Source organism: Brevibacterium sediminis (assembly GCF_024895295.1).
GTDB classification, from domain to species: domain Bacteria; phylum Actinomycetota; class Actinomycetes; order Actinomycetales; family Brevibacteriaceae; genus Brevibacterium; species Brevibacterium sediminis.
On record NZ_JAHQRN010000003.1, the window covers coordinates 397725 to 421287 of the forward strand.

Below are 23563 nucleotides of genomic sequence, written 5' to 3' on the forward strand. Positions count from 1 at the left end.
CCTCGGTGATGGCTGGGAATCTGCCCAGGAGGTGAGACCGCCGTTGCCGACGCCGGGGTTCGGCCATAGCGTGGGGGATGGACCTGCGATCACACCATCGGTGATCGCCTCAACCCCGTCGAAGTGAAAGAGGACAGCCATGACCACCATGTATCGCGTCACCGACCCGGCGACCGGCCAAGTCGCCGAAGAATTCCCCACCGCCACCGATGCCGAGATCCTCGCCGCCCTCGATCGTTCGGCGACGACATTCGACGAGTGGAGCCGGACCACGGTCGCCGAGCGCGCCGCCATCCTCACCCGCGTGTCCGAGATCTACGCCGAGCGCGCCGAGGAGCTCGCCGAAGTCATCAAGCTCGAAATGGGCAAGTCCGTGCCCGAGGGCAAGGGCGAGGTTCAGCTGAGCTCGATGATCTACAAATACTTCGCCGACAACGCCGAAGCCTTCATGGCCGACGAACCCCTGCGCGGACCCAAGGACGCCACCGCCATGATCCGCCGCAAGCCCGTCGGCTCGCTGCTGGGCATCATGCCGTGGAACTTCCCCTACTACCAGGTCGCCCGCTTCGCCGCCCCGAACCTGGCCCTGGGCAACACGATCCTGCTCAAGCACGCCCCGCAGTGCCCCCGCTCGGCACAGATCATGGAAGAGATCTTCATCGAGGCAGGCCTGCCCGAAGGTGCGTACATCAACATCTACGCCAGCAACGAGCAGGTCGCCGACATCATCCTGCCCGACCCCCGCAACCACGGAGTGTCCCTGACCGGATCCGAACGCGCCGGTGCCGCCGTCGCTGCCGAGGCCGGAAAGAACCTCAAGAAGGTCGTGCTCGAACTCGGCGGATCCGACCCCTATATCCTGCTCGACACGGACGACGTCCAGAAATCCGCGAAGACGTTCTTCAACACCCGCATGGGCAATACCGGCCAGGCCTGCAACTCGCCCAAGCGGATGATCGTCATGGACGACATCTACGACGACTTCGTCTCCTCCATCACCGAGGCGGCCAAGAAGAACACCCCCGCCGTTCCCGGCGAGGAGGGCTCCCGGCTGTCCCCGCTGTCGTCGGTGGCCGCCGCCGACCGCTTCGTCGAGCAGGTCCAGGACACCGTCAGCGAGGGCGCGACCCTGCTGGCCGGCGGCAAGAAGTACGACGGCGGCGGAGCCTACGTCGAACCCGTCGTCCTCACCGATGTGCAGAAGGGCATGCGCGGATACTACGAAGAGCTCTTCGGCCCCGCTGTCATCGTCTACAAGGTCAGCAGCGAGGAAGAAGCCGTCGAGCTCGCCAACGACACCCCATTCGGCCTGGGGGCCGCCGTGTTCTCCACCGACATCGCCCGTGCCGAACGCGTCGGCGACCAGATCGATTCCGGCATGGTCTTCCTCAACGCTCCGGAAGGCAGCCGCGAATACCTGCCCTTCGGCGGAGTCAAGCGCTCCGGAGTCGGCCGGGAACTCGGTCCGCTGGCGATGGACGAATTCGTCAACAAGCAGCTCGTGTACAAACAGGACTGATCGGTACGACCGGAGCCCGAGAATCCGGGTTCCGATCGTGACCGGGTTGTGATCGCGCTCAGGGCGCTGTCTCTTACAGGGACAGCGCCCTGATTGTATGCTGAGACCACGCACAGACAATTCTCATAATTCTCAGCGGGAGGTCTTCCCATGTCGGCACCGAAGCCGTCAACCCAGGTCAACGCCGCAGCCTCAAAAGGGATCATGCGGCCGGTCAACCGATTCCTCGAACAGTGGATTCCCTCGGCCCTGACCTTCGCCATCGTCCTCACCCTCATCGTCGCCGTCCTCGCGTTCATCTTCACCGACGCCGGACCGACGGACGTCGTCACCGGCTGGGGTGAAGGACTGGCCGGTCTGCTCGAGTTCATGACGCAGATGTGTCTGATCCTCCTGCTCGGGCACATCCTCGCCAACACCGGACCGGTGCGGAAGCTGCTGGCCCGGCTCGCTCGAGTTCCCGGAAACGCCACCTTCGCCTATGTCTTCGTCTTCATCGTCGCCGCGCTCGCCAGTCTCATCACCTGGGGACTCGGCCTCGTCGTCGGCGCCCTGCTCGCCCGTGAGATCGCAGTGCAGTCACGCGAACGCGGAATCAAGGTCCATTTCCCGCTGCTCGTCGCCGCCGGCTACTCCGGATTCGTCGTCTGGCACATGGGGTATTCGGGATCGGGTCCGCTGACCGCGGCCACCCCGGACTCCTTCCTCTCCGAGTCCCTCGGCGGGAAGACAGTTCCGGTGTCGGAGACGATCTTCGCCGGCTGGAACCTATTGGCGATCGCCGGAGTCATCATCGTCTGCGCGCTCCTCTTCTTCCTCGTCGCACCCAAGTCCGGCGCCACCGTCTACGAACTCCCCGCCTCGGTGAGTTCGGAGGGGCAGAGCGAGGTCGACGAGGAGGTCGTCACTCCGGCCGACCGGATCGACGCCTCACGAGTGCTCACTCTCATCGTCGGTCTCGCTCTCGTCGCCTATCTCATCATCCACTTCGCCCAGGGCGGGGGACTGACCCTCGACATCGTCAATTGGTCGTTCCTCGCGCTCATCCTCCTGCTCGTGCGCAACCCGTTCGAGCTCATCCACCTGACGAAGGAGGCTGCGTCGAACGTCGGCGAGATCCTCCTGCAGTTCCCGCTCTACGCGGGAATCCTCGGCATCATGTCGACCACCGGACTCATCGCCGTGTTCTCCGACGCCTTCGTCTCGATCTCGAACACCACGACCTTCGGCGTCCTCGCCCTGCTCTCGGCCGGACTCGTCAACTTCTTCGTCCCCTCCGGCGGCGGCCAGTTCGCCGTGCAGGGCCCGATCATGCTCGATGCGGCCAACCAGCTCGGCGTCGACCCGTCGATCGCGATCATGGCCGTGTCCTACGGCGACCAGTGGACGAACATGCTCCAGCCCTTCTGGGCGCTGCCAGTGCTCGCGATCGCCGGACTGAAGATGCGCGACATCCTCGGCTACACCGTCATCACATTCCTCGGCTCCGGGGTGGTGATGGCTGCCGCGCTGCTCTTCGTCTCACTCTGAGACTCGTCTCCCTCTGGGCCTCGATTCACTCCGAAGCCTCGATGAACGTCCCGCCGAGGCGGGCGGAGCGGAACCGACGCTGCCACGGTCGGTGAAGCCCCACCTCGGCGAGGGTGAATCGCTGATCTGCAGATTCGCATGGCATAACAGGATAAGTGACCGTAAGTGTCTATGTGGTAACCTCCGTTGTTGGCCGTCCCCGTGGAACCGGGGATTCGGCGATGACGGAAAATCTTGAAGCAACAGCCGTTGATCATGCTCGATTGAGCACTCTGCTCGACCGAGTCCGATGCCATGACGCCAACGCGTCCGGATAAGGAGCACAACCATGTCAGCATCAGTCGACACCCCGCCGGGTGAACCGAAGGGAGAGGCGAAGGGCAAGGTGAAGCCCTCGCTTCCTCCGGTGAATAAGAAGGTGTTCCTGGCGGCGGCCGTGGTGGCGCTCGCCATCACCGTGTGGGCCCTCATCTCACCGACCAACGCCGAGACGGTCCTCGGCGCTGTCGTCGGCTGGACCTCCGATTGGTTCGGCTGGTTCTACGTCCTCCTCGTCCTCGCCGTCCTAGTCTTCGTCATCTACCTGGCGGCCTCCCGCTACGGAAACACGAAGCTCGGCCCCGAACACTCGAAGCCCGAATTCGGCCTCGTCGCCTGGGCGTCGATGCTCTTCGCCGCCGGCATCAGCACCGACCTCATGTTCTTCGCCGTGGCCGAACCGGTCACGATGTACCTCACTCCGCCGAGCACCGAACCCGAAACGGTCGATGCTGCTCGCGAATCCACGGTCTGGGCGCTCTTCCACTACGGTCTGAGCGGTTGGGGACTCTACGCTCTCATGGGTATGGCTCTGGCCTACTTCGCCTACCGGATGAACATGCCGTTGGCGATCCGTTCGGCGCTGGCCCCGATCTTCGGCAAACGTGTCCATGGTGCCCTGGGCGAGACGGTCGACTTCGCCGCCCTGCTGGGCACGATCTTCGGCGTGGCCACCTCGTTGGGTATCGGTGTCGTCATGGTCAACGTCGGCCTCAACACGGTCTTCGGAATTCCGATCGGCACCGCAACTCAGGTCGGCATCGTCGTCGTCGGCGTCGGTGTTGCCACGCTTTCGGCGGTCTCGGGCGTGGACAAGGGAATCAAGTTCCTGTCCATCCTCAACGTCGTCCTCGCCATCGCGCTGAGCCTCTGGGTGCTCGTGGCCGGAAATACGAAGTTCCTGCTCAACGCCCTCGTCCTCAATATCACCGACTTCGTCCGTCTGTTCCCGAACATGGCTGGCCAGACCTTCGCCTTCGAGGACACCGGAACGTGGATGACCGACTGGACCCTGTTCTTCTGGGCCTGGTGGATCGCCTTCGCCTCGTTCGTCGGCCTCTTCCTCGCGCGCATCTCCCGCGGACGTACCATCCGCCAGTTCGTGCTGGGCACCCTGACGATTCCGTTCATCTACATCTTCATGTGGATCTCGATCTATGGAAACTCGGCCCTGGATATCATCCGCAGCGGTGATGTGAAGTTCGGCGAAGCCGTCATGCTCAGCCCCGAGGGCGGTTTCTACGATCTGCTCTCCCGCTATCCGGCCTTCGCCGTCATCGCCGGTCTGGCCACGATCACCGCCCTGCTGTTCTACGTCACCACCGCGGACTCCGCGGCTCTGGTGATGGCAAACCTGTCGTCGAACCTGCGCAACCCCGCCGAGGACGGCCGCGCCGGACTGCGTATCTTCTGGGCTCTGTCGACCGGTGCCCTGACGGTGGCGATGCTGCTCGTCGGGGGCATCGGCGCCTTGCAGAACGCGACGGTGATCATGGGCCTGCCCTTCGCCTTCGTCGTCATCCTCGTGATGATCGGTCTGTACAAGGCGTTGCGAGTCGAAGCGAATCGCGTCGACAGCGTCGACACGACCCTGCCCGGCTCGTTGGCGCGTCGTTCCCGCGGCCCCGGTCACGAGACTTGGCAACGTCAGCTCGGACGGGTGCTGTCCTTCCCGAACAAGGCACGTGCCGAGGAGTTCGAGCAGAAGGTGCTCATCCCCACCCTCCACGAGGTGGCCGAAGAGATGGAAGGCCGAGGGATTTCGTCGCGCTGCGGTCGAGTTGATTCCGAAGGCGTGTTCGTCGACGACGGCGAACTCTTCCAGTTCGAGGTCGACGGAGACGGGGAGTACCCGTTCCGCTATCAGGTGTGGCCGCACAAGGTCAGCGTGCCGTCATTCGGCGGAATGGTCCCCCGCGGAACCGGCGAGGACTACTACCGGATGGAGGTCTACCTCGACGGCGGCACCGGTCAGGGCTACGACATCATGGGCTTCTCGAAGGAGCAGATCATCGATGACGTGCTCGACCAGTACGAACGTCACGTCGAATTCCTCCAACTCCAGGAGAACATCACCCACCGCGATGACTGAATCGCGATATCCGGATGACTGATTCCGGCGGGTGAGTGCGGCGCCCGGGATCCCTGGCCTGACGGCCGGCGGTTCCGGGCGCCGTCATTTCTCGCACCGAGAATGCGTCGATCTCAAGCGCCGAGGCCGACGGACGCTGCGTGGTGGGCTCGGGGGGCGGCCAGGTGATCACCCTGCCGTCACGGTGCGCAGGGCCCGGGCGACGGACAGAGCCGTCAGCCCGCTGGTGGCAGGGTTCTCCGGGCTCGGTGTCGACCGGATTTCGAAGGCGAATTCCCCTGCGGACCCGGACGCCCGGATTCGGTGGGCGGACTGGGTCTGACCGGCGACCGCCTGGAGCACGACCCGCACCCGCTCCAACGAGGCACCGAGTAAGTCGGCATCGGTGCGTTCAGGTGCGGAATCGGTCGACGCCGCTCTGGCTCCTGAGTCTGAGGCCGGTGCAGCAGAACTCAGTCCGCGGGTGGCCCAAGCGAGGGCGACGGCGATGTTGACATTGGCGGGGAACTTCTCGATCGCCTCGGCGTGATTGCCCTCGAACACCGTCAGAGGGCCGTCCTCAGGACGGAGGACACGCAGACGCTCGGCTTCGGTCTCGGACATCCACGGTCGGATGAGTCCGCTCGCCTCCTTCGAGGTGGTGATTTCGACGCTGTCTAGGCCATCGGACTGAGCCGCCGCCTCGAGCACATCGAGTCCGCCGATCGCCCCATTGGTCACATGCAGGCGGCCGGGTCCGGCGAGCAGACCCGCACGGGTGCCGGGATCGGCCATGGCTCCGACACTGGTGAGCACGAATGGGCGACCGGCCGCGATGACGGCGGGGCCGAATCGGGCGGCGGCGGGAACCCCGGCGCATTCGACGATGACATCGAAGCGGTCGAACATCCTCGGCGACGGTGATTGCGTCGATGACGCAGCAGGCAACGATGGGGCCGGTTCGTGAACTGGGGTGGTGAGCGTGGGGAGGTCGACCACCTCGGCGCCGTGATTCGGGCGACCTCTGTGGTTGGCTCGATCCGAGACCAGGGCGGTCAGGTTGAACGCCCCGGACTCGAGCTCGGGAGAGAGCAGCCGGGCGACGTGACGGCCGATGGCACCGAAGCCGAGGAGGAGCACTGAAGTCATGGCCGCACCCTATCGGAGACATCTGACACGGGGCTGGGCCGTTGCCGCAGGAGACCGGAGCGTGGGGGTGCGCGGGCAATGTCAGTGCGACGCGATACGGTTGCAGGATGGACGACGAATCACAGCCGAGTGCATCCGGGGGAGCCGTCACCGGCAACGACGGACTTGCCCGCACCCCGTGGGCGTACGGCGACCCGATGCTGCTGGACTACTACGACAGTGAGTGGGGTCTGCCCATCCACGACGAGGCGGGGCTGTTCGAGCGGATGAGCCTCGAGGGATTCCAGGCCGGTCTGTCGTGGCTGACGATTCTGAAGAAGCGGAGTCGGTTCCGTGAGGTCTTCGCCGGATTCGATCCCGACGCCGTGGCCCGCTTCGGCGACAGCGAGATCGAGCAGCTGCTGACCGATTCCGGGATCATCCGCCACCGCGGCAAGATCGAAGCCTGCATCAACAATGCCGCTCGCGTGATCGAACTGCGTGAAGACGGCGGACTCGATGCGTTCCTGTGGTCGTTCCAACCTGCGCAGACCCCGCGACCGCGTACCATTGCCGAGATCCCGACGACCGGACCGGAATCCGTGGCGCTGTCGAAGGCGCTGAAGAAGAAGGGGTTCCGCTTCGTGGGACCGACGACGATGTATGCGCTGATGGAGGCCATCGGCATGGTCGATACGCACCTGCTCGATTCCCACCGCCGAGGAGCGTCCGGAGTGTGGTCGGAATGAATGACATCCGCGTCTCCGCGCTCGTCCTCCTCCACCCGCAACGCCGGGAACTGCTCATGGTGCGCAAGGTCGGGACCAGTTCCTTCATGCTGCCCGGCGGCAAACCCGAAGAGGGGGAGACCGCTGAGGACACCATCGTCCGTGAGATCGCCGAGGAGCTCGGACTCGATCTGGACCGTCACCGACTGCACGCTTTGGGCACGTTTGCTGCCGCGGCGGCGAACGAAGCCGATCACCGTGTCATCGGCGACGTGTTCTGCTATGACGGTCTGCCGGCAGCACTCGATGTGGAGAACATCGCGCATCTGGCCGAGATTGCCGAAGCCGGATGGTTTCCCATCGACCCGCTGCCCGCGGACACCGGTATCCGCCAATTCGCGCCACTGACCCGCAACGAGGTCATCCCGGCGCTGCAGGCCGCGGGGAGATCGGTTGGTTGACCGAGTGAAGCGCCGTCGTCTTGCGCGGTGCGATGCTGCTTTCACGCTGGGCAGCGCTGGTCTCATGCGGTGCGACGCTGGAACCCGAGGTCGAGGGTGAACAGGTGCAGGGAATGCACCACGGTGATCGCGGCGATGAGGAAGCTCAGCGAGATGTCGATGATGCCGAAGATCGTCAGCGCCGGTGGGCTGACATAGCCGGGTGCCTGCAGAAGGGTGCAGCCGATGACGATCGCGCCGGTGAGAATCGCGATCAGAACGGCGGTTGTCGTGCGACCCACCGCTGCCAGGCACAGCAGCCCGGTGGTGAACAGCAGAGCGAAGAGCGCGAAGACGTCGACTCCCCGTCCGATGCTGAGGACTTCCTGCCACAGGTTCCCGTATGTGACCGAACTGTCCGGTTCGGGGGAGTAGTAGGGGAAGAACGAAGCGGCGATCACCAGCACCACCAGCGGCCCATAGAGGCGGGCATAGGTGATGTTCGTGCGGTGGATGCGCTCGGCGAGGACGTCAGCGCTGCGGAGATTTCCGGTCGTCATCGACCGTCCGTCATCTGTTGCTGTCACTGCGGCCTGCCGTCGGAATCGAGGATGGCGGTACGAGGACTCGTTGCTGTGCCGAAGCACGGCAGAAGCATCTCATTTCTCCGATCAGAGGATTAGGGATTGTGGTCGGCGGCGGCCCGAATGGATTAGTCGCCATCAAGCGAACCGATACCTGAAACGTATCCAGGAAAGTTACCGCTCGGTGTTCTCGGGCGACAAGGAATGGACATGACTCACGGGTTATGCCCGCGAAATTTCACATATTCGCACAAAGGCTTTTATGTCGGGTTGTGACCTTATCCCTATTTCGCTGCTCGGGGAGCCGCATTCTTCGCTCGGGAAGGTGCGAGGTCGGGTGCCGCATGGCCCTCGGCAGCCCGACCGAGCTGGACCGAGAGTCGGTGGAGGCATTCGCGGAGGTCGGGACTGTCGATGACGGTGAAGTCGGTGTCCAAGCGCGCCAGGGCCAGGGCCATCGTGGTGAGGCTCTGGCCGCCGACGGTGACGAGACAGCGGTCGTCCTCGAGTGCTTCGACAGTGCCTTCGGCGGACGCGAGCTTCTTCATCACTGTGGGCGCCGGTGCATCGACGATGACTTGGGCCGAATGCCGCCACCTGGGTTCCGTGGCGTGTCGTTCGACGAATTCCCCGATGTCGTCGGTCGGCAGCGGACGTGGAGTGAAGCTGCGGCCGCTCGGGGTCTTCGGCACGATGCGTTCTGCGCTGAAGACTCGCCAGTCCTCAGCCTGGGGTTCGAAGGCCAGCAGGTGCCAGCGGTGCTGACGATTGACGAGTCGGTAGGCTTCGACTTCCAGATGGACCTCGTGTGCCGAGGTGCTGCTCGGGTCGTTCGGTAGGAGAGAGTCGCCGGTGTCCGGGTCGGCTGTAACTGGGCTGGTGGCGCATGAGTCGCCTGTGCCGCCGGGTGAGCGGTCGGACGGCTCACCGAGATACGTGAAGCGCAGGCGTTCGTGTCGGCGACAGTGGTCGATGAGAGTGACGATGAGGTTGGGGTCGACAATCGGCATCGGCTGATTGCCGACGACCGGAACAGTGAAGTGCGCAAGGCTCTGCACCCGTGCCCGGACCGCGGTGGGGAGAATGGTCTCGAGCTTCGCCAGTGCCAGTGCCGAAGTCTCTTCCATTCCGCCGATGATGCAGCTCAGCCCCGAGTGGAGGCCGACGGCGACCGCCACCGCTTCATCGGCGTCGAACATGAGCGGCGGGATGCCCACACCGTTGGAGGAGAGACGATATCCGCCCTCGGTTCCGCGTGCGCCGTCGATCGAGTAGCCGATATCGCGGAGCGTGCCGATATCGTTCCGGACGGTCCGCGGACTCACTTCCAGACGATCTGCCAATTCGGTACCCGACCAGGTTCGGGGCACCATCAACAGTGACAATAACCCGAGCAGCCGTGCTGCAGTCTGTGACATCTCTGCGTCTTCTGTCGTTTAGGAAGACCTCCTGCCTGAACTCAGAATAGCATTATGCAAATCGTTCCGGGGTAGAGCGAAAACAAAGAAGTGGCTTCCCCGAATTCGGAGGAATTAACAAAATTGATGCACGATCAGCAGAATATTCAGAGCATTCCTTCCCCAGAGACAACTGAAGCAGAATTCGACGTCGATGACTATCTCGAGTTGTATTCGTCGGCGCGGAAGAAGGACAAAGGGTGGATCCTCGACGAGGTCATGATCCTCACCGGGTGGTCACGTGACCATGCGCGGCGCCGCCTGGCGGCCTTCCGCATCGGGGAAGACGATGACTACGACGATCCGCCCGCCGACCAGCAGGCGTCGAGGTGCTGCAAATACTCACCTGAATCGCGTGCACTCCTCGTCCGGATCTGGGAGTGGTCTGGGTTCCAGAGTGGAAAGTACCTGGCCGCTGTGATGCCGCGGCTGCTCGATGCGGCCGAGCGACACGGTGCCCTGGTGCCCGACCGCGACGGTTACAGCCTCGAGGTCCGGTCCGAGCTGCTCGCCGTCAGTCCGGCGTCGATCGACCGGTATCTGCGCACCGCGCGAGCCGAGGACTTCCGAGACCGTCGGGTGTCGACGAAACGATTCACCAGTCCCAGCGAAGACTTCCTCGACTTCGCTTCGGGACCGAACGAGTACGAACCCGGATTCTTCCTCGTCGACACCATTGCCCACGCAGGACCGACCCGGGCCTCGAACTGTGTGTTCACGATCAGCGCCTCCTGCCTGCACACCGGTTGGGTCTTCACCCACAGCCTTGCCGACAACGCTCCGGGCACCATGGTGGACGTGCTGCAGTGGTCGCTCGATGAGGTGCAGGGGAATCCCCTCTGGGTCAATGCCATCGAGCTGAGCAATGCCGATGGCACCGTCCACGAGGCGACCGACCGGTGGGCGCGGGGACTGGACATCCATTTCAGTCCGGTGCTCAAAGATCTCCGCCGCGATCGGCTTCCGGAAGCGTCGCGGCATCAGCATCTCGTCCATGAGTACGGCAATATCCGCCGCTATGACACCGACGAGGCCCGGTCTGCACTCAACGGACTCTGGCGCGCGGTCGATGACCGGCTCAACTACTTCACTCCCACGCGCAAACCGGCTGGCTGGGCCGATGACGGTCACGGCGAGCAGCGGCGAATCTACGACGAACCGCGCACACCGTTCGAACGTCTGCGCGCAGCGGGAGTCATGTCACCGACGCAGGAGGACGAGCTCACCCAGTATGCGGATGGTCTCGATCCGGCCCGACTGACCGAGGAGATCGTGTTCTGGCAGAGACGTCTGCAGGAGCTGGCCGCGTGAGAGAGTTCCGTTCCCACGCCGCCGGCAGAGCATCGTGTTCGCTGGCCGTCGGCAGATCCGCCCCTTGGGGGGTGGAGACTTAGTCCCGTTCCTGCCGCGAATACGCGATGAGCGCCCGATACAGGTCGATCGGCGCGCAGTTGGCTCCCTTGGCCAGGGACTTCATGAGTTTGCGGTAGGTCTGATAGTCCATCTGCGCCGGATTGTCCGTGGGCACGAGATGGAAATCGTGCAGAACGGTCAGCGCCCGGGAATCCATGATGGAGAACTTCTTGGGATTGACCACGGTGAGCAGGGTGCTGGCCATCGGAACTCCCACTCCGGGCAGCATCTGCAGCAAAGGCAGACGGAAGCGATTGGGTGTGTCATCGTCGAGCGCGACGCCGGTGACGAAGTCGATGTCATCGGACGAGATCTCCTCGAGGCTCGGCAGAACCCCGATGGCCTTCCACTCGGCGACCTTGAGGAAATGCTTGCGTTTGAACGATTCGCGGACCTTCGTCTTCGGGCCGATATCACTGAAGATCTCCGACTCGAGGTCCGTGAGGGTATAGAGCGGTTCGAATTTGAGGACGAATGCGGTATCGATGGCGCCACTGGGAGCGTCGCGTTTGAGGTCCGAGCTGAGTTCCGATGAGTTCATGGACCGATGGTAGGCGATCATTCTGACGTGGAGGTGAACACTTCTGCACCGGACGGACGGCAGATGGGGCGGGTACGGCAGAGGCAGTGCCGATGTCGTAACCTCGGACTATGGACCCCGAACATCCGTCTCAGGCGACGTACACCCCGGCCCTGTTGGGTCTGGTGTGGACGGCGATGTTCGGGTTCTCCGCCTTCTTCTTCAGCTATTCGACGATGGTGACGATTGCGGCGACGGACGGACTGTCGACCGTCACCGGCGGGTCCGTGCTGACGACGATGATGATCGGTGTCATCGTCGCCCAGCCCTTCGCCCCGTGGGCCGGTCGCGTCTTCGGTTTCAAAGCCTCGCTCATGCTGGCTCTAGTCCTGCAGTTCCTCGGCCAGCTCCTCGGACTCTTCGTCACCCCGCCCCTGTTGGCACTCGTCCTCGCCGGACTCTGCGGAGGCGTCGGGTTCGGGCTCTTCGTCGTCCTCGCCAATGCCGCGGTCCCAGGAACGACCGCGCCGGGACGGACCGGCAAGGCGCTTGGCTTCTTCGGTGGGATCACTTCCCTGGCCGCGGCCGTCGGAGCTCCGCTGGGGCTGTGGTTGGTTGAGGCGATCCCGATCTGGACCTTCCGCATCATCGTCTGCGCCTGTCTCCTCCTGGCCATCCCCACTGTGCTCAAATACGTACCCGGTCGGCCGCCTCGGCGTGGGAATGACGATTCGGGAGCATCGCCGAGCGGCAACGAGACGGTCGGGGTTCGGTCCGGACGCAACGAGAAGCGGAGCCTCCGAAAAGCAGGACGCTGGGCGGGGGAAGCGCTCGGGCTCGTCCTCATGCTCTCTCCGTTCCTCGTCGGCATGATCGTCTTCGGGATCATCGTCGGCTTCGGTCCGGGCGAGGACGTCGCCGTAGCGGCACTGTTCATCGCCGGGATGCAGATCTCGGCGGTCATCGGACGCTTCGTCGTCGGGGCCGTTTCGGACAGCTTCCCACCGTTCGCCCTCAACATCTTGGGCCTCGTCCTGACGGCGATCGGGCTGGTCTGCGCTGTCGTCTCCTACGGTGGGACGCTGTTCGCCTCGATGCTCGTCATCGGACTGGGATTGGGCGCCATGCAGTCGGCAAGTCTCGTCATGGCCTTCGCCGCGGTCAGTTCGCCGAGCCGGGCCAGCGTCGCATGGAATATGAACTTCGACATCGGGCTGGCCGTCGCCGGTGTGGTCGGCGGGCTCGGTTTCACCTATCTCGGGTCGTCGTCGACCTTCTTGGTGTGTGCTCTGCTTCTGCTGTTCACCGGTGCCCTGTCGTGGATCGCGCGGACTCTGCAGAGGCGGAACAACGGGCACGGCTGAGCTGTCAGTGTGGGCGCTGCTGACCCGGAGACTGCGGGGTGCGACTGAGCCTGTGGTTGAAAGGTAGGGCTGAATCGTCAGCGCTGGGACTCCTCATCGAGCTGCGCGAGCAGTCCGACGGCCGCACGCGTGTACTCACCGATCCAGCGATCATGGATCCGTTTGATCGGGAGCGGTGCCAGAGCCAGCAGTCGGGTGCGTCCCTCCTTGCGGCCGGTGACCAGCTCAGCGCCCTCGAGCACTCGAATATGCTGCAGCACAGTCGTGCGATCGAGGTCGGGAAACGCTTCGCAGACCTCACCGGTCGTCCGCGGTCGAGTCCGCAGCAGGTCGAGGACGCGTCGGCGGGTGGGGTTGGCCAGGGCCTTGAAGACCGCATCGTCGGATTCATCCGAGCCTGTTCCCAACTCCCGTGACATGTGGTAAAAATATCACATGACAGATGAGCAGAGCACCCAGAACACACCCGTCGAGCAGAACGATCAGTCCCGTCCATTGGAGGAGCTGTCCTTCACGGTCACCGGCTACATCTCGAAGACTCCTCATGAGACCTATGAGGCGGTCGCTGATCCCGAGCAGCTCTCGCATTACTTCACGACCGGCGGCGCCCGCGGCCGTTTGGAGGCCGGGGCCGACGTGACATGGGACTTCGCTGACTTCCCGGGTCGATTCCCAGTCGAAGTCGTCGAGGACTTCCAGGACGAGAAGATCGTCATCCGCTGGGAGGGTTCCGACGATTCCGTGGAGAGTGACACGACAACGACCTTCGAGTTCACTCCCGTCGATGACGGTGCGCGGACGCTCGTGACGATCACGGAGAAGTCCTGGAAGCTCACCGAGGGCGGAGCTCAGGGCGCCTTCGGCAACTGCATGGGCTGGACCGGAATGCTCTCGGCTCTCAAGGTTTGGATCGAGCACGGAATCAACCTCCGCGAGGGCTACTACAAATAAGCCCGGGACGTCAGCGCCCGGACGGTCCCGCCGCAGAGTCCGATGTCGTCACAGTGCCCGACGTGCGCTGCCTTCGTGCTCCCCGTTGTGCCCGGATCTCCGGAATGAGTACTGCGAGGACCGCGGCAAGGAAGACGGCCTGCATTACTGTGCGCGGCACCAGCTGATCGTCCCACGGCAGATTCTCGCCGGTCAGCGCCAGATGCACATTCGCCGGGAACATGACGATGAGCATCAGTCCCAGCCCGCCGGCCGCCCACGGGCGAGTCGGGCGCAGCAGCAGGCCGAAGGCTCCGAGCAGTTCGAGCACCCCGGTCACGGTGACGAGCGCAGCTGCTGCTGGAAGCCATGGCGGCACCATGTCGATGAGAGCCTCGCGCATGCCGACGAAATGTGAGATGCCGGTGACGATGAACATCACGGCCAGCCCGAACCGGATTGCCACCGGCCATGTACCAAGGCCGTGTTCGGCCGCCGCCGAGTTGAAGCGTCCGACGGCGTAGACGGCGAGAGTGGTGATGAGGAGAAAGAGCAAGGGTGCCATGAGAGGCTCCTTCGATGAGCGAGGCCTTGCAGCCGCGACGAATCTTTACAGTGAAAAGATAGATCGCCGACAAGCATCTTGTCAATGAAAAGTTTGCTCCGGTACGATCGGACCGTGACTTATCATCATGGGGATCTGCGTCGAACCCTGTTGGCGGAGACCGCCTCGGCGATTGCCGAAGGCGGCGTGGCCAAACTGAGCATGCGTGCGCTGGCGAAGCGGGCCGGCGTCTCCAACGCCGCTCCGACGTATCATTTCGGTGACAAATCGGGTCTGCTCACGGCGCTGGCGACCGAAGGATACGACCGCCTGGCGGAGGCGATGTCCGGAGTCGACGAGCGCGGTGGACTCATCGACCGCGGAGTCGCGTATGTCGAATTCGCGCTCGCCTGCCCATCCCACTTCACGGTGATGTTCCAACCCCGGCTGCTCCACGATGACGACGGCGAACTGACTGCGGCCCGTCAGCGGGCGTGGGCGGCGCTCTCGGTCGGCGTGGCGACGACCAGATCGGGGCCGGATTCCGACTTCGGGGTGGCGGCGTGGTCGCTTGTCCACGGATACGCCACTCTGGTGCTCAGCGGAGCAGTGGAGCCCGAAGATGCACTGAGACAGGCGCGCATTGTGGCGGACCACCTCGTCGAGGGTGCCGACAGGAGCGGTTGAAGGGGCGGGGTGGACCCGCTGAGGGGTCGGGCGTCTGCGGTGCCCCGGAACTACTTGCCAGTGACCTTCTTCTGCCCCGGTTCGAGTCCGTGGGAGTTCTTGATGAAGAACGCGCCGATGACGCCGAGGATGCCGACGCAGGCGGCGACGAAGAACGCGACGTTCGCGCCGTGCACAAGGCCCGCCATGCCGTAGGTCTCCGGGTTCCGCGCGGCCGAGACCATGATCGTCACGAGCGCCGCGGTGCCGACCGACGCCGCGATCTGGCGCAGCGTGTTGTTCAGGGCAGTGCCGTGGGGGATGAGGTGCGAGGGCAGCTGGTTGAGCGCGGCCGTGGTCACCGGCATCATCACCATGGCGACACCGAACATGCGGATCGTGTTGACGACTGCGAGGTAGACGAACGAGGTGTCCGGTTCCAGCCGAGCGAAGAGGAACGTGGTTCCGGTGAGCAGGACGAAGCCGGCGATCGCGAGCCATTTGGCGCCCACGGCGTCGAACACGCGACCGGTCACCGGCGACATCAGTCCCATCACCGCGGCACCGGGAAGCAGGACCAGGCCCGACTCCATGGCCGAGAAGTCATTCATGTTCTGCATGTACAGCGGCAGGACCATCATGCCGCCGACCATGACGATGAACACACACATGCCCAGCAGGGTGTTGAGCGTGAACATGCGGTAGCGGAGGATGCGGAACTCGAGGATCGGCTGTTCGAGCTTGAACTGGCGGGTGATGAAGAACGTCAGAGTGATCGCGCCGATGACCAGCGGGATGAGCACCTCGGCGCTGAGCCAGCCGGCGTCACCGGCGGTGCCGAAGCCGAACAGCAGTCCGCCGAAGCCGAGGGTGGAGAGGATGATCGAGAGGACGTCGAGTCGGGGGAAGGTGCGTTCGGTGACGTTCTTGAGCAGGAAATAGGCGACGATGAGATCGATGATCGCGATCGGCAGCATCATGTAGAACAGCGTCTGCCACGGAAGGTGGTCGACGATCCAACCTGAGAGGCTGGGGCCGATGGCCGGGGCGAAGGCGATGACGAGGCCGAAGGTGCCCATAGCCGATCCGCGTTTCTCGACGGGGAAGATCGCGAAGAGAATCGTCTGCATGAGCGGCATGATGATGCCGCCGGCTGAGGCTTGGATGACGCGTCCGATGAGCATCACCGGATAGACCGGGGCGATCGCGCAGACGAGGGTGCCGATGATGAACAGGCCCATGGCGGTGAAGAACAGGCCCCTCGTCGTGAACTTCTCGATGAGGAACGCGGTCACCGGAATCATGATGCCGTTGACGAGCATGAAGCTCGTCGTCACCCACTGTGCGGCGCCGGAGGTGATGTCGAAATAGTGCATGAACGCAGGCAGGGCGGTGTTGAGCAGCGTCTGGTTGAGGATGATGACGAACGCGCCGGAAACGAGGACCGCAAGCACGAGGTTCCGGTTGACCGGGGTGCCTTCTGACGGTTCCTTCTGAATGTCGTCTCATCCCCTCACCTGTTCGTCGTCTGTGTCTCTTTTCGTCTTCCAGCGTCAGCTCGCCCGCGGCGGTGTGCTGAATCGGCCCCTCTTTGCGCCCGGAAATAAATTCCTTGGTTATATAACCGCTTCATGCAGTTTAACCCACCACCCTCGCCGAGGCGGCCCCGGGTCGGTGTGAGATTCGTCGAGTTCATCTCCCGGTTGGGTGACGGACACCCGTTACCGCGGAGCTTTTGTCGCCGGTGAGGAAGATTCCGACCGCGGCCCCACCAAGGGACCGCGGTCGGAATTCCTACGGACGGTCGGCCGCCTCGGTGAGGGATCAGGTCAGGCGGGTGGACGGCGACTGGGTCTTGTTGGGGTCGGTCTCCGGCAGATCGCCGAGGATGTCGTCGATGCGAGTGAGGACGTCCGCGTCGAGGGCGACCCCGGCGGCCTCGGCGTTCGAGGCGATCTGCTCGGGGCGGGAGGCGCCGACGAGGGCGGTGGCGACGTTGTCGTTGGACAGCACCCAGGCGATCGCGAGCTGCGCCATCGTGATTCCGAGCTCGTCGGCGATCGGTTCGAGCTTCGCCACGGCCGTCAGCTTGTCGTCGTGAAGATAGCGGCTCCTGATCGATTCAGCGCCGCCGCCGTCCTCGTCGGTTGCCCGGGATCCGGCGGGGACCGGCTGGCCGGGCTTGTATTTGCCGGTCAGTGCGCCCTGGGCAATCGGGGACCAGACGATCTGCGAGATGCCGAGTTCCTTCGACGTCGGGACGACCCGTTCTTCGATGACGCGCCAGAGCATGTTGTACTGCGGTTGGTTCGACACGAGCTGGATGCCGAGGTCGCGGGCCAGGTGGTGGGCGGCGCGCAGCTGGTCGGCGTTCCATTCGCTCACACCGATGTAGAGTGCTTTGCCGGAGCGGACGATGTCGGCGAAGGCCTGCATCGTCTCTTCCAGCGGGGTTTCGTAGTCGTAGCGGTGGGCTTGGTAGAGGTCGACGTAGTCGGTGCCGAGTCGGCGCAGCGAGCCGTTGATCGACTCCATCATGTGCTTGCGCGACAGGCCGATGTCGTTGTGTCCCTTGGGTCCGGTGGGGAAGTAGACCTTCGTGAAGATTTCGAGCGATTCGCGCCTTTGGCCCTTGAGTGCGTCGCCGAGGACCTGTTCGGCGACGGTGTTCGCATAGACGTCGGCGGTGTCGAAGGTGGAGATGCCCGCGTCGAGGGCTGCGTGCACGCACTTCGTGGCGGTGTCATTCTCCACCTGCGAACCGTGCGTGAGCCAGTTGCCGTAGGTGATCTCGGAGATCTTGAGTCCGCTGTTTCCCAGATATCTGTGCTCCATGACCTCAGCCTACGACCAGGCGCGGAAGTGGGGAACCCCTCGCCGAGGCTGGGTCAGAATCCCGCGGGCCCTGTCACTTGGTCAGGGTCGGGAAAATGGAATCAGGCTGGGCTAGGTCCACGATGACATGTCCAATGGCGCTGGACTCGACCTTGGCAGCCACGATCTCCCCGCTGTCGGGATTGACAACGACCGTGGCAGGAACAGCTGATTCGTCGATCTCTTTGATCTTAGCTGGATCGGTCGTCGCCCCAGGGACGAGGTCGAGCGGGTCGGCTTCCGCACCGTGTTCGAGCAGCGAATCGATGCGGTCTCTTTCTTCGGCAGGGGAGTTGGAAATCTGTCCAGCATCCGGATCGGGTATGGCCATCGCGGGTTGGGCAGAGACCAAGGTGCCGGCGGCCATCGCCAGTCCGCTGACAGTCAGCGCAAGCTTCTTCATGGTCGTCCGTTCTGTAGGGGAAGTCCGGAACCAGACCATCGTACCCAGCTCCTCGCTCGGCTCTCTTGACCGACACGAGTTTTGGGCGATCGCCTAGTTCCGGCTGTCAGTCCTTATGCGGGCGCAGTCGCCCGGCTTCGACCGCGTCTGTACAGAGCTGAGACGAGAACACCCACTAGCACTCCAACTGTGATCCCGGTCCAACCGATGATCACCGTCGCCGAATTGAATTGCGCTCGGCCGAGTGGAATCAGCAGATACTGGACGACCTCGACCGCGAGTGAACTCAATAGGGCCAGCGAACCGAAAAGCATGACATTCCGTCGCCTGGAGTACAAGCCGCTCGCGAAGCCTGCCGGTGCAAAGAGCAGCAGGTTCATCGACTGCCAATTCACATGGGTCAGCGTACCCGGAGAGGGCAGAGACCAGATCCACACCCGTGTGGTTCGCAGCCCCTCGTGAGCCTCGAACGCTTGGCTTGAAGGAGTGAGAGTCGCGGCAAGGATCAACGACAGACTTGCTAACCACAGGAAGACGACTGCGGGATGTTCGTGGATCTGTCTCCCAAGGCGTCTCGAGACGATTCCGGCGATAATCGCCCCGAGGGCGAATACCGGCAATGCGAATGGCAGAGCAGCCAGATACCTGAGCATTCACATCCTCGCACAGTTCGAATTGCCGGTCGGCATAGTCGTCCTGAATCGTATCGCCAATCTGTCCGACTGTTAGCCAGCGCTTCCGTGCTGACCCCTTCGCCGAGGCGGAGATCAGTCCACGGGCGAGACGCGGATGAGATTCCCGTCGGGATCGGCGACGACGAAGGTGCGCCCGAAGACTGCGTCGTAGGGCTCGGAAACGACAACAACTTCCTTTGCGGTCCAGTCGGCGAAAACAGCATCGACTGCTTCTGCGGTTCCGGGCACCATGAGTCCGACTTCTGACGTGCGCACTGATGTTTTTGTGACTGACTCACTTGCGCCGCTCCAGAGGGAGAACAGAACTCCCGGTGCGATTTCGAATGAGACGTAGTGGGGTGTGACCATCTCGGGTTCCATCTCGAAGAGGTTGCTGTAGAAGGCCGTCGAGGCGGCGGTGTCGGTGACGTAGATGAGGAACAGGTTCGGTGCAGGCATGAGGTGCTCCTTCTGTTTGCTGGTTTTCGATGATTTCGACGTTCGGTGACCTTCAGTTCGGTCGCCGTGGTTCTACACTGACAGCAATAGATGACAGCCCATGTCATGTTTGGAAACGAGCTCGGAAAAACTCTCTGCAGGGGGGAGGAGGAACGAAGTGAAACGTCCGCAGCGATTGCTGTCGATCATCGTGGCGCTCCAGTCCGCTGGTCAGACGACGGCTGCTCGTCTGTCCGAACAGTTCGGTGTTTCGGTGCGAACGATCCTGCGTGACATCGACGCATTGATCGAAGCGGATGTGCCGGTCGTTGCAGCGCCCGGCCGCTACGGCGGGATCTCCCTGCAGACGAGAACGCAGATCGACGTGAACCGGCTATCCGCAACCGAAGCGGAGGCGCTGGCGCTGGTCGGTTTGGATTTCAGAAGTGCGCGCCATCTCGGCCTCGAAGAGGGAATGCTGCGGGCCTTCCAACGCTTAGACGCGCGGCGGCCAAAGCCGTTCGAGCGGACAGATCAGCAACTTATTCCTCTCCGTGAAGTGGTCGAGATCGATAGCTCGGCATGGTTCGCCGACGAAGCGGCATTCGACTTCGCTGACCTCGTCGTTTGCCTCCGGTCGGCCCGGCGATTGCAGATCGAATATCGGTCAAGCGGGAAAGCTGAAACGCGAATCTATCAGGTCGACCCGTATGGTCTCTATCTGCGAGGCGGGCGGTGGTACCTCATTGCCGATGTCGATGGGAATCCGCGCATGTTCGCCATGACCCGAATGCGGAAGTGGACTGTTCTTGAATCTGTACGGACGCTCCGGCCGGAGACGACGCTGCAGGGTGTTGCGCAATTTTTGGTCGAGCGTCTGGAGAGCCGAGAGCACGTATTTGTGACGGCTCTTCTCGAGGTCGGAGGAGAGGATATTGCGCGCAGGATCCTCGGCAGTCGACTGCGTTCCGTCGAACAAGTGCCGACTGATGATGCGAAAGTACGGATCATCGTCGCTTACGACCAACTCGACGGAGTCAGGCAGCTCATGCAATTCACCGACCACATCGAAGTCATCGATCCACCGGCGGCGCGGGAGCTGGTCAGGAAGCTGGCCGCCGACATGGCGGCACGACATTGAGGTATCGCTGGTGCGACGTGCGGCGACCACAGCCAGGACGAATCAGGCGATCTGGATTCGAGTTTCTCCGAAGACGAAGTCGAGTGTCAGGTTTCCGCCAACTGCTTCCAGGTAGCGCCGAGCAGTGCCGATCCTGGTGTTCTAAATGTCTCCGTGCTCAATCTTGGAGACTTGACGCCGTGAAACACCAATTCTGTCTGCAACTTCCTGCTGTGTGAGGCCTGCGTTGGATCGCAGTTCTTTCAATTGGTAGGCGCGCACCTCAGCAAGCATCTTCTGCTTGTGTCGTTCGACGTTCTCGCGGTCGACCGGGTGATGGGCGAGGAACTCGCTCAGCGTGTCAGCCATACTTCTCACTTTCCTTTCAGTCGCAGCATGTGTTGAGCGTCCTGAGAGCAGATGAATGTCCACCTTCCACATCTTCCAATATAGAATCTCTAGGTTCTGAACTCATTAGTGTGAAGATCGCGATTTCCGAGGAAGATGCCGGGACGTCCGGAATCACGCCAAAGGCGCCCGCCGCCGCATATTCGCGATGGCAATGTCGTTGCGGAGCGGATGCACCGCGGCACCTTGCCAATTCGGTACACCTTCCTCTGGACTGCCCACTGAAGAAAGTGATCACCTCAGAGAAGGATGTACCGAAACGCGTGTTGGCAGCAGGGTCAGCGGTTGAGCTCAGTGCGCCGGGCCGGCGTTCTCCGCAATATGTTCCCGCAGGGTCGCCGCGAAAGCTGCGGAATCGCCGGAGCGCAGATGTGCGACAAGGGCCTCGTGTTCGGCGATGAGTTCGTCCGAACGGTCGAGCAGGTGTCGGCTGTTCATGAAAAGCGTGAATCGGTGCCGGTCGGAAAGCAGCGAATACATCTCGAGCATCACCCGGTTGTCCCCTGCCTCGACGAAGCCGCGGTGGAACTCCAGGGTGAGTTCGATGAATCGGGCGACATCCCCCTCAGCGAAAGCGGCCCGATGCTGCGTGATGAGAGCGCCGAGTTTCTCCGCCAACCGTTTCCGCATGGGTTCGGATGCCCGCTCGACAGCGGTCGTCTCGAGCACATAACGGGCATCGGCGAGCTCGGAGACCGTGCGTTCGTCGATGCCTTGGACGATCGCCCCGCGCTTGGGATAGATGTGGATCCACCCCTCGTCCTGCAACCGGGCCAGGGCCACGCGCACCGGGGTGCGGCTGACGCCGATCTCGGTGGCCAGCGCCGCCTCGCCGAGCATCGTGCCGGGCGTGTGAGAGCCGTTGATGATCTGCCCGCGGATGACCGAATAGGCGCGCTCGGCCGCGCTCATTGATTCGGTCGCCGTTCTCGAGGATCCTGTCTTCTTACTCATTTCCCCACCCCGTCCTGTCTCGCGGCGGCAGCGGGCCGGTCGGCCGCCTCGGCGGGGGCGGGTGCGCGGCGTCCGGGCCAGCTCATCAGCGGAATCGCGCGGATCGAGAATCCGACGGCGACGAGCAGGACGAACGTGGCCATGAGGTTGATCCACAGGAATCCGCCGGCGCCGAGCACGGACCCGGCCATCGCCGCCATGAGCGCCCCGCCGAGGTTCATCGCCGAATCCGAGGCGCCCTGCAGCGGCACCTTCGCATGTGCCGGCACCGAGGCGGTGAGCAGGGACGAGCCGCCGATGAGGAACATGGACCATCCGATTCCGAGCAGCGACAGCGCGGTCGACAGCAGCACCATCGACGACTCCGGGGCCACCGCATCGATGACGCCGAGGACGATCGTGAGAACGAAGATACCGGCCCCACCTGCGATGACGACGCCCGAACCCCACCGGTCGGCCATCCAGCCGAACACGGGGGACAGGGCGTACATGCCGGCGATGTGGATGCTCACGACGATTCCGATGGCGCCGAGGCTGAACTCCTGGTGATCCATGTGCACCGGGGTCATGACCATGACGTTGGTCATCATCATCTGCCCCGCGATGATCGTGATCATCGCAAACAGCGGCACCGGGCGGGCCAGGGCGAAGCGCAGCGCTTCGCCGAGTTTCATCGGGGGAGGGGCGGTCGCCTCGGTGGTGGTGGACTCGTCGGTCTGTGCGGAATCCTTCGCCGAGGCGGCCCCGTCGTTGTTCTCGGTCGTGCCTTCACCGTCGTGGCCGGGATCGTCGACCCCGGGTTCGCCGGGGTGGTCGGTTCCGGCAGCCACCGACTTCGTCAGCGTCGAGGCCGACAGTGTGGCCAACGCGAACGCGACCATGGAGATGAGGTAGGGCCCGGCCAACCCGTTCATGCCCAGCGTTTCGCCGAGGTGGGCGCCCGGGGCGGTGAAGCTGGGGCCGAGGACGGAGCCGACGGTCGTGGCCCACACGACCAGGGACATCGCGCGACCAGCGGCGGCCGGGTCGGCGAGGTCGACGGCGGCGTAGCGGGCCTGCAGGCCCGAGGCGGTCGAGGATCCGCACATCATCATCCCGAGCATGAACAAGGGCAGGAACTGCAGAGCGACGCCGATGAGGACAACCACGGCGCCGAGCGTGCCGATGCCGAAGCCCAAGGTCAGCGCCTTGCGACGGCCGGAGCGACCGGCGAGCACGGCGAGGGGATAGGCGATGAGGCCGGCGCCGAAGATGACGCTCATCTGCGCGAATCCGGCCATTGAGGTCTGCCCGGTGATCTCTTCGGCGAGCAGTCCGCCGACGGCATACCCGGAGGCGATGCCGGCTCCCGAGAGGAGCTGGGCAGTGATGAGTTTGGCCTGTTCGCGGATGTGGCTGGTCATGGTGGTCTCACGTCGTCGTGGTGGTCAGGATTCACTCACATTAACTTGCATCCATCTTGGATACAAGAGTGAGTCTG

23 protein-coding genes are annotated in these 23563 nt (G+C 63.5%); 10 read left to right on the top strand and 13 right to left on the bottom strand.

Annotated features, from left to right (window positions below):
• Positions 1-139 precede the first annotated feature (139 nt).
• From KTJ89_RS09120 to betT, 3 genes are all read left to right on the top strand, one after another.
• A complete protein-coding gene (locus tag KTJ89_RS09120; RefSeq protein WP_259357452.1) occupies positions 140-1519 on the top strand; it encodes an NAD-dependent succinate-semialdehyde dehydrogenase in 1380 nt (459 codons plus the stop codon).
• A gap of 150 nt (positions 1520-1669) precedes the next feature.
• Entirely contained in the window at positions 1670-3049 is a 1380-nt protein-coding gene (locus KTJ89_RS09125; protein WP_259357453.1) for a short-chain fatty acid transporter, read from the top strand.
• A 328-nt stretch (positions 3050-3377) separates the two neighbouring features.
• Positions 3378-5459, top strand: a complete 2082-nt coding sequence (gene betT / locus KTJ89_RS09130; RefSeq protein WP_259357454.1) for a choline BCCT transporter BetT — start codon at positions 3378-3380, stop codon at positions 5457-5459.
• Between the two features lie 168 nt (positions 5460-5627).
• Here the strand turns inward: betT and KTJ89_RS09135 are convergent, their stop codons facing one another.
• Complete coding sequence (locus KTJ89_RS09135) at positions 5628-6587, bottom strand: aspartate dehydrogenase domain-containing protein (RefSeq protein WP_259357455.1); 960 nt, start codon at positions 6585-6587, stop codon at positions 5628-5630.
• 107 nt (positions 6588-6694) lie between these two features.
• On the opposite strand from KTJ89_RS09135, the gene KTJ89_RS09140 reads away from it, so the two are divergent.
• Positions 6695-7315: a DNA-3-methyladenine glycosylase I gene (locus KTJ89_RS09140; protein WP_259357456.1), complete on the top strand. Its 621-nt coding sequence runs from the start codon at positions 6695-6697 to the stop codon at positions 7313-7315.
• Complete coding sequence (locus KTJ89_RS09145; protein WP_259357457.1) at positions 7312-7755, top strand: NUDIX hydrolase; 444 nt, start codon at positions 7312-7314, stop codon at positions 7753-7755. Before KTJ89_RS09140 ends, KTJ89_RS09145 begins: the two co-directional genes overlap by 4 nt.
• Positions 7756-7817: 62 nt before the next feature.
• Here the strand turns inward: KTJ89_RS09145 and KTJ89_RS09150 are convergent, their stop codons facing one another.
• Together KTJ89_RS09150 and KTJ89_RS09155 are read right to left on the bottom strand one after the other, a co-directional pair.
• Positions 7818-8294, bottom strand: coding sequence for a hypothetical protein (locus KTJ89_RS09150; protein ID WP_259357458.1), 477 nt, complete (start codon positions 8292-8294; stop codon positions 7818-7820).
• Between the two features lie 308 nt (positions 8295-8602).
• Positions 8603-9736 (bottom strand): helix-turn-helix transcriptional regulator, encoded by a 1134-nt coding sequence (locus KTJ89_RS09155; protein WP_259357459.1) that lies wholly within the window; start codon positions 9734-9736, stop codon positions 8603-8605.
• A gap of 126 nt (positions 9737-9862) precedes the next feature.
• Between KTJ89_RS09155 and KTJ89_RS09160 the strand changes: the two genes are divergently transcribed.
• Positions 9863-11086, top strand: coding sequence for a hypothetical protein (locus KTJ89_RS09160; RefSeq protein WP_259357460.1), 1224 nt, complete (start codon positions 9863-9865; stop codon positions 11084-11086).
• A 79-nt stretch (positions 11087-11165) separates the two neighbouring features.
• Here KTJ89_RS09160 and KTJ89_RS09165 read toward each other — a convergent pair whose 3' ends face one another.
• Positions 11166-11729 carry a hypothetical protein gene (locus KTJ89_RS09165; protein WP_259357461.1) on the bottom strand — a complete coding sequence of 188 codons (564 nt, stop codon included), beginning with the start codon at positions 11727-11729 and terminating at the stop codon, positions 11166-11168.
• 110 nt (positions 11730-11839) lie between these two features.
• Here KTJ89_RS09165 and KTJ89_RS09170 point away from each other — a divergent pair, with 110 nt between their 5' ends.
• Complete coding sequence (locus tag KTJ89_RS09170) at positions 11840-13072, top strand: MFS transporter (protein WP_259357462.1); 1233 nt, start codon at positions 11840-11842, stop codon at positions 13070-13072.
• A 77-nt stretch (positions 13073-13149) separates the two neighbouring features.
• Here the strand turns inward: KTJ89_RS09170 and KTJ89_RS09175 are convergent, their stop codons facing one another.
• Positions 13150-13491, bottom strand: a complete 342-nt coding sequence (locus KTJ89_RS09175; RefSeq protein WP_259357463.1) for an ArsR/SmtB family transcription factor — start codon at positions 13489-13491, stop codon at positions 13150-13152.
• Between the two features lie 16 nt (positions 13492-13507).
• Here KTJ89_RS09175 and KTJ89_RS09180 point away from each other — a divergent pair, with 16 nt between their 5' ends.
• Positions 13508-14023 carry an SRPBCC domain-containing protein gene (locus tag KTJ89_RS09180; RefSeq protein ID WP_259357464.1) on the top strand — a complete coding sequence of 172 codons (516 nt, stop codon included), beginning with the start codon at positions 13508-13510 and terminating at the stop codon, positions 14021-14023.
• Between the two features lie 10 nt (positions 14024-14033).
• Here the strand turns inward: KTJ89_RS09180 and KTJ89_RS09185 are convergent, their stop codons facing one another.
• Complete coding sequence (locus tag KTJ89_RS09185) at positions 14034-14567, bottom strand: DoxX family protein (RefSeq protein WP_259357465.1); 534 nt, start codon at positions 14565-14567, stop codon at positions 14034-14036.
• 114 nt (positions 14568-14681) lie between these two features.
• On the opposite strand from KTJ89_RS09185, the gene KTJ89_RS09190 reads away from it, so the two are divergent.
• Positions 14682-15233, top strand: a complete 552-nt coding sequence (locus KTJ89_RS09190; RefSeq protein ID WP_259357466.1) for a TetR/AcrR family transcriptional regulator — start codon at positions 14682-14684, stop codon at positions 15231-15233.
• 50 nt (positions 15234-15283) lie between these two features.
• Here the strand turns inward: KTJ89_RS09190 and KTJ89_RS09195 are convergent, their stop codons facing one another.
• The 4 genes from KTJ89_RS09195 to KTJ89_RS09210 form a co-directional block, all read right to left on the bottom strand.
• Complete coding sequence (locus KTJ89_RS09195; RefSeq protein ID WP_259357467.1) at positions 15284-16666, bottom strand: MDR family MFS transporter; 1383 nt, start codon at positions 16664-16666, stop codon at positions 15284-15286.
• Positions 16667-17036: 370 nt separating this feature from the next.
• The gene (locus KTJ89_RS09200) at positions 17037-18047 is read right to left on the bottom strand and encodes an aldo/keto reductase family protein (protein WP_172170426.1); all 1011 of its coding nucleotides are present in this window, start codon (positions 18045-18047) and stop codon (positions 17037-17039) included.
• A 73-nt stretch (positions 18048-18120) separates the two neighbouring features.
• The gene (locus KTJ89_RS09205; protein ID WP_259357468.1) at positions 18121-18489 is read right to left on the bottom strand and encodes a hypothetical protein; all 369 of its coding nucleotides are present in this window, start codon (positions 18487-18489) and stop codon (positions 18121-18123) included.
• A gap of 767 nt (positions 18490-19256) precedes the next feature.
• Complete coding sequence (locus KTJ89_RS09210) at positions 19257-19622, bottom strand: VOC family protein (protein WP_172170430.1); 366 nt, start codon at positions 19620-19622, stop codon at positions 19257-19259.
• 157 nt (positions 19623-19779) lie between these two features.
• Here KTJ89_RS09210 and KTJ89_RS09215 point away from each other — a divergent pair, with 157 nt between their 5' ends.
• Positions 19780-20742: a helix-turn-helix transcriptional regulator gene (locus KTJ89_RS09215; protein ID WP_259357469.1), complete on the top strand. Its 963-nt coding sequence runs from the start codon at positions 19780-19782 to the stop codon at positions 20740-20742.
• A 141-nt stretch (positions 20743-20883) separates the two neighbouring features.
• Here the strand turns inward: KTJ89_RS09215 and KTJ89_RS09220 are convergent, their stop codons facing one another.
• From KTJ89_RS09220 to KTJ89_RS09230, 3 genes are all read right to left on the bottom strand, one after another.
• Positions 20884-21090 carry a helix-turn-helix transcriptional regulator gene (locus KTJ89_RS09220; protein ID WP_259357470.1) on the bottom strand — a complete coding sequence of 69 codons (207 nt, stop codon included), beginning with the start codon at positions 21088-21090 and terminating at the stop codon, positions 20884-20886.
• A 330-nt stretch (positions 21091-21420) separates the two neighbouring features.
• Complete coding sequence (locus tag KTJ89_RS09225) at positions 21421-22083, bottom strand: GntR family transcriptional regulator (RefSeq protein WP_172170436.1); 663 nt, start codon at positions 22081-22083, stop codon at positions 21421-21423.
• Positions 22080-23486 carry an MFS transporter gene (locus KTJ89_RS09230; RefSeq protein ID WP_259357471.1) on the bottom strand — a complete coding sequence of 469 codons (1407 nt, stop codon included), beginning with the start codon at positions 23484-23486 and terminating at the stop codon, positions 22080-22082. The genes KTJ89_RS09225 and KTJ89_RS09230 overlap by 4 nt, the downstream gene beginning before the upstream one ends.
• Between the last annotated feature and the right edge of the window lie 77 nt (positions 23487-23563).

Excerpts from the sequence above, each read along its gene's own strand:
- KTJ89_RS09120 (WP_259357452.1), top strand. The coding sequence starts at position 140 with ATGACCACCATGTATCGCGTCACCGACCCGGCGACCGGCCAAGTCGCC.
- KTJ89_RS09125 (WP_259357453.1), top strand. The coding sequence starts at position 1,670 with ATGTCGGCACCGAAGCCGTCAACCCAGGTCAACGCCGCAGCCTCAAAA.
- betT (WP_259357454.1), top strand. The coding sequence starts at position 3,378 with ATGTCAGCATCAGTCGACACCCCGCCGGGTGAACCGAAGGGAGAGGCG.
- KTJ89_RS09135 (WP_259357455.1), bottom strand. The coding sequence starts at position 6,587 with ATGACTTCAGTGCTCCTCCTCGGCTTCGGTGCCATCGGCCGTCACGTC.
- KTJ89_RS09140 (WP_259357456.1), top strand. The coding sequence starts at position 6,695 with ATGGACGACGAATCACAGCCGAGTGCATCCGGGGGAGCCGTCACCGGC.
- KTJ89_RS09145 (WP_259357457.1), top strand. The coding sequence starts at position 7,312 with ATGAATGACATCCGCGTCTCCGCGCTCGTCCTCCTCCACCCGCAACGC.
- KTJ89_RS09150 (WP_259357458.1), bottom strand. The coding sequence starts at position 8,294 with ATGACGACCGGAAATCTCCGCAGCGCTGACGTCCTCGCCGAGCGCATC.
- KTJ89_RS09155 (WP_259357459.1), bottom strand. The coding sequence starts at position 9,736 with ATGTCACAGACTGCAGCACGGCTGCTCGGGTTATTGTCACTGTTGATG.
- KTJ89_RS09160 (WP_259357460.1), top strand. The coding sequence starts at position 9,863 with ATGCACGATCAGCAGAATATTCAGAGCATTCCTTCCCCAGAGACAACT.
- KTJ89_RS09165 (WP_259357461.1), bottom strand. The coding sequence starts at position 11,729 with ATGAACTCATCGGAACTCAGCTCGGACCTCAAACGCGACGCTCCCAGT.
- KTJ89_RS09170 (WP_259357462.1), top strand. The coding sequence starts at position 11,840 with ATGGACCCCGAACATCCGTCTCAGGCGACGTACACCCCGGCCCTGTTG.
- KTJ89_RS09175 (WP_259357463.1), bottom strand. The coding sequence starts at position 13,491 with ATGTCACGGGAGTTGGGAACAGGCTCGGATGAATCCGACGATGCGGTC.
- KTJ89_RS09180 (WP_259357464.1), top strand. The coding sequence starts at position 13,508 with ATGACAGATGAGCAGAGCACCCAGAACACACCCGTCGAGCAGAACGAT.
- KTJ89_RS09185 (WP_259357465.1), bottom strand. The coding sequence starts at position 14,567 with ATGGCACCCTTGCTCTTTCTCCTCATCACCACTCTCGCCGTCTACGCC.
- KTJ89_RS09200 (WP_172170426.1), bottom strand. The coding sequence starts at position 18,047 with ATGGAGCACAGATATCTGGGAAACAGCGGACTCAAGATCTCCGAGATC.
- KTJ89_RS09205 (WP_259357468.1), bottom strand. The coding sequence starts at position 18,489 with ATGAAGAAGCTTGCGCTGACTGTCAGCGGACTGGCGATGGCCGCCGGC.
- KTJ89_RS09210 (WP_172170430.1), bottom strand. The coding sequence starts at position 19,622 with ATGCCTGCACCGAACCTGTTCCTCATCTACGTCACCGACACCGCCGCC.
- KTJ89_RS09220 (WP_259357470.1), bottom strand. The coding sequence starts at position 21,090 with ATGGCTGACACGCTGAGCGAGTTCCTCGCCCATCACCCGGTCGACCGC.
- KTJ89_RS09225 (WP_172170436.1), bottom strand. The coding sequence starts at position 22,083 with ATGAGTAAGAAGACAGGATCCTCGAGAACGGCGACCGAATCAATGAGC.
- KTJ89_RS09230 (WP_259357471.1), bottom strand. The coding sequence starts at position 23,486 with ATGACCAGCCACATCCGCGAACAGGCCAAACTCATCACTGCCCAGCTC.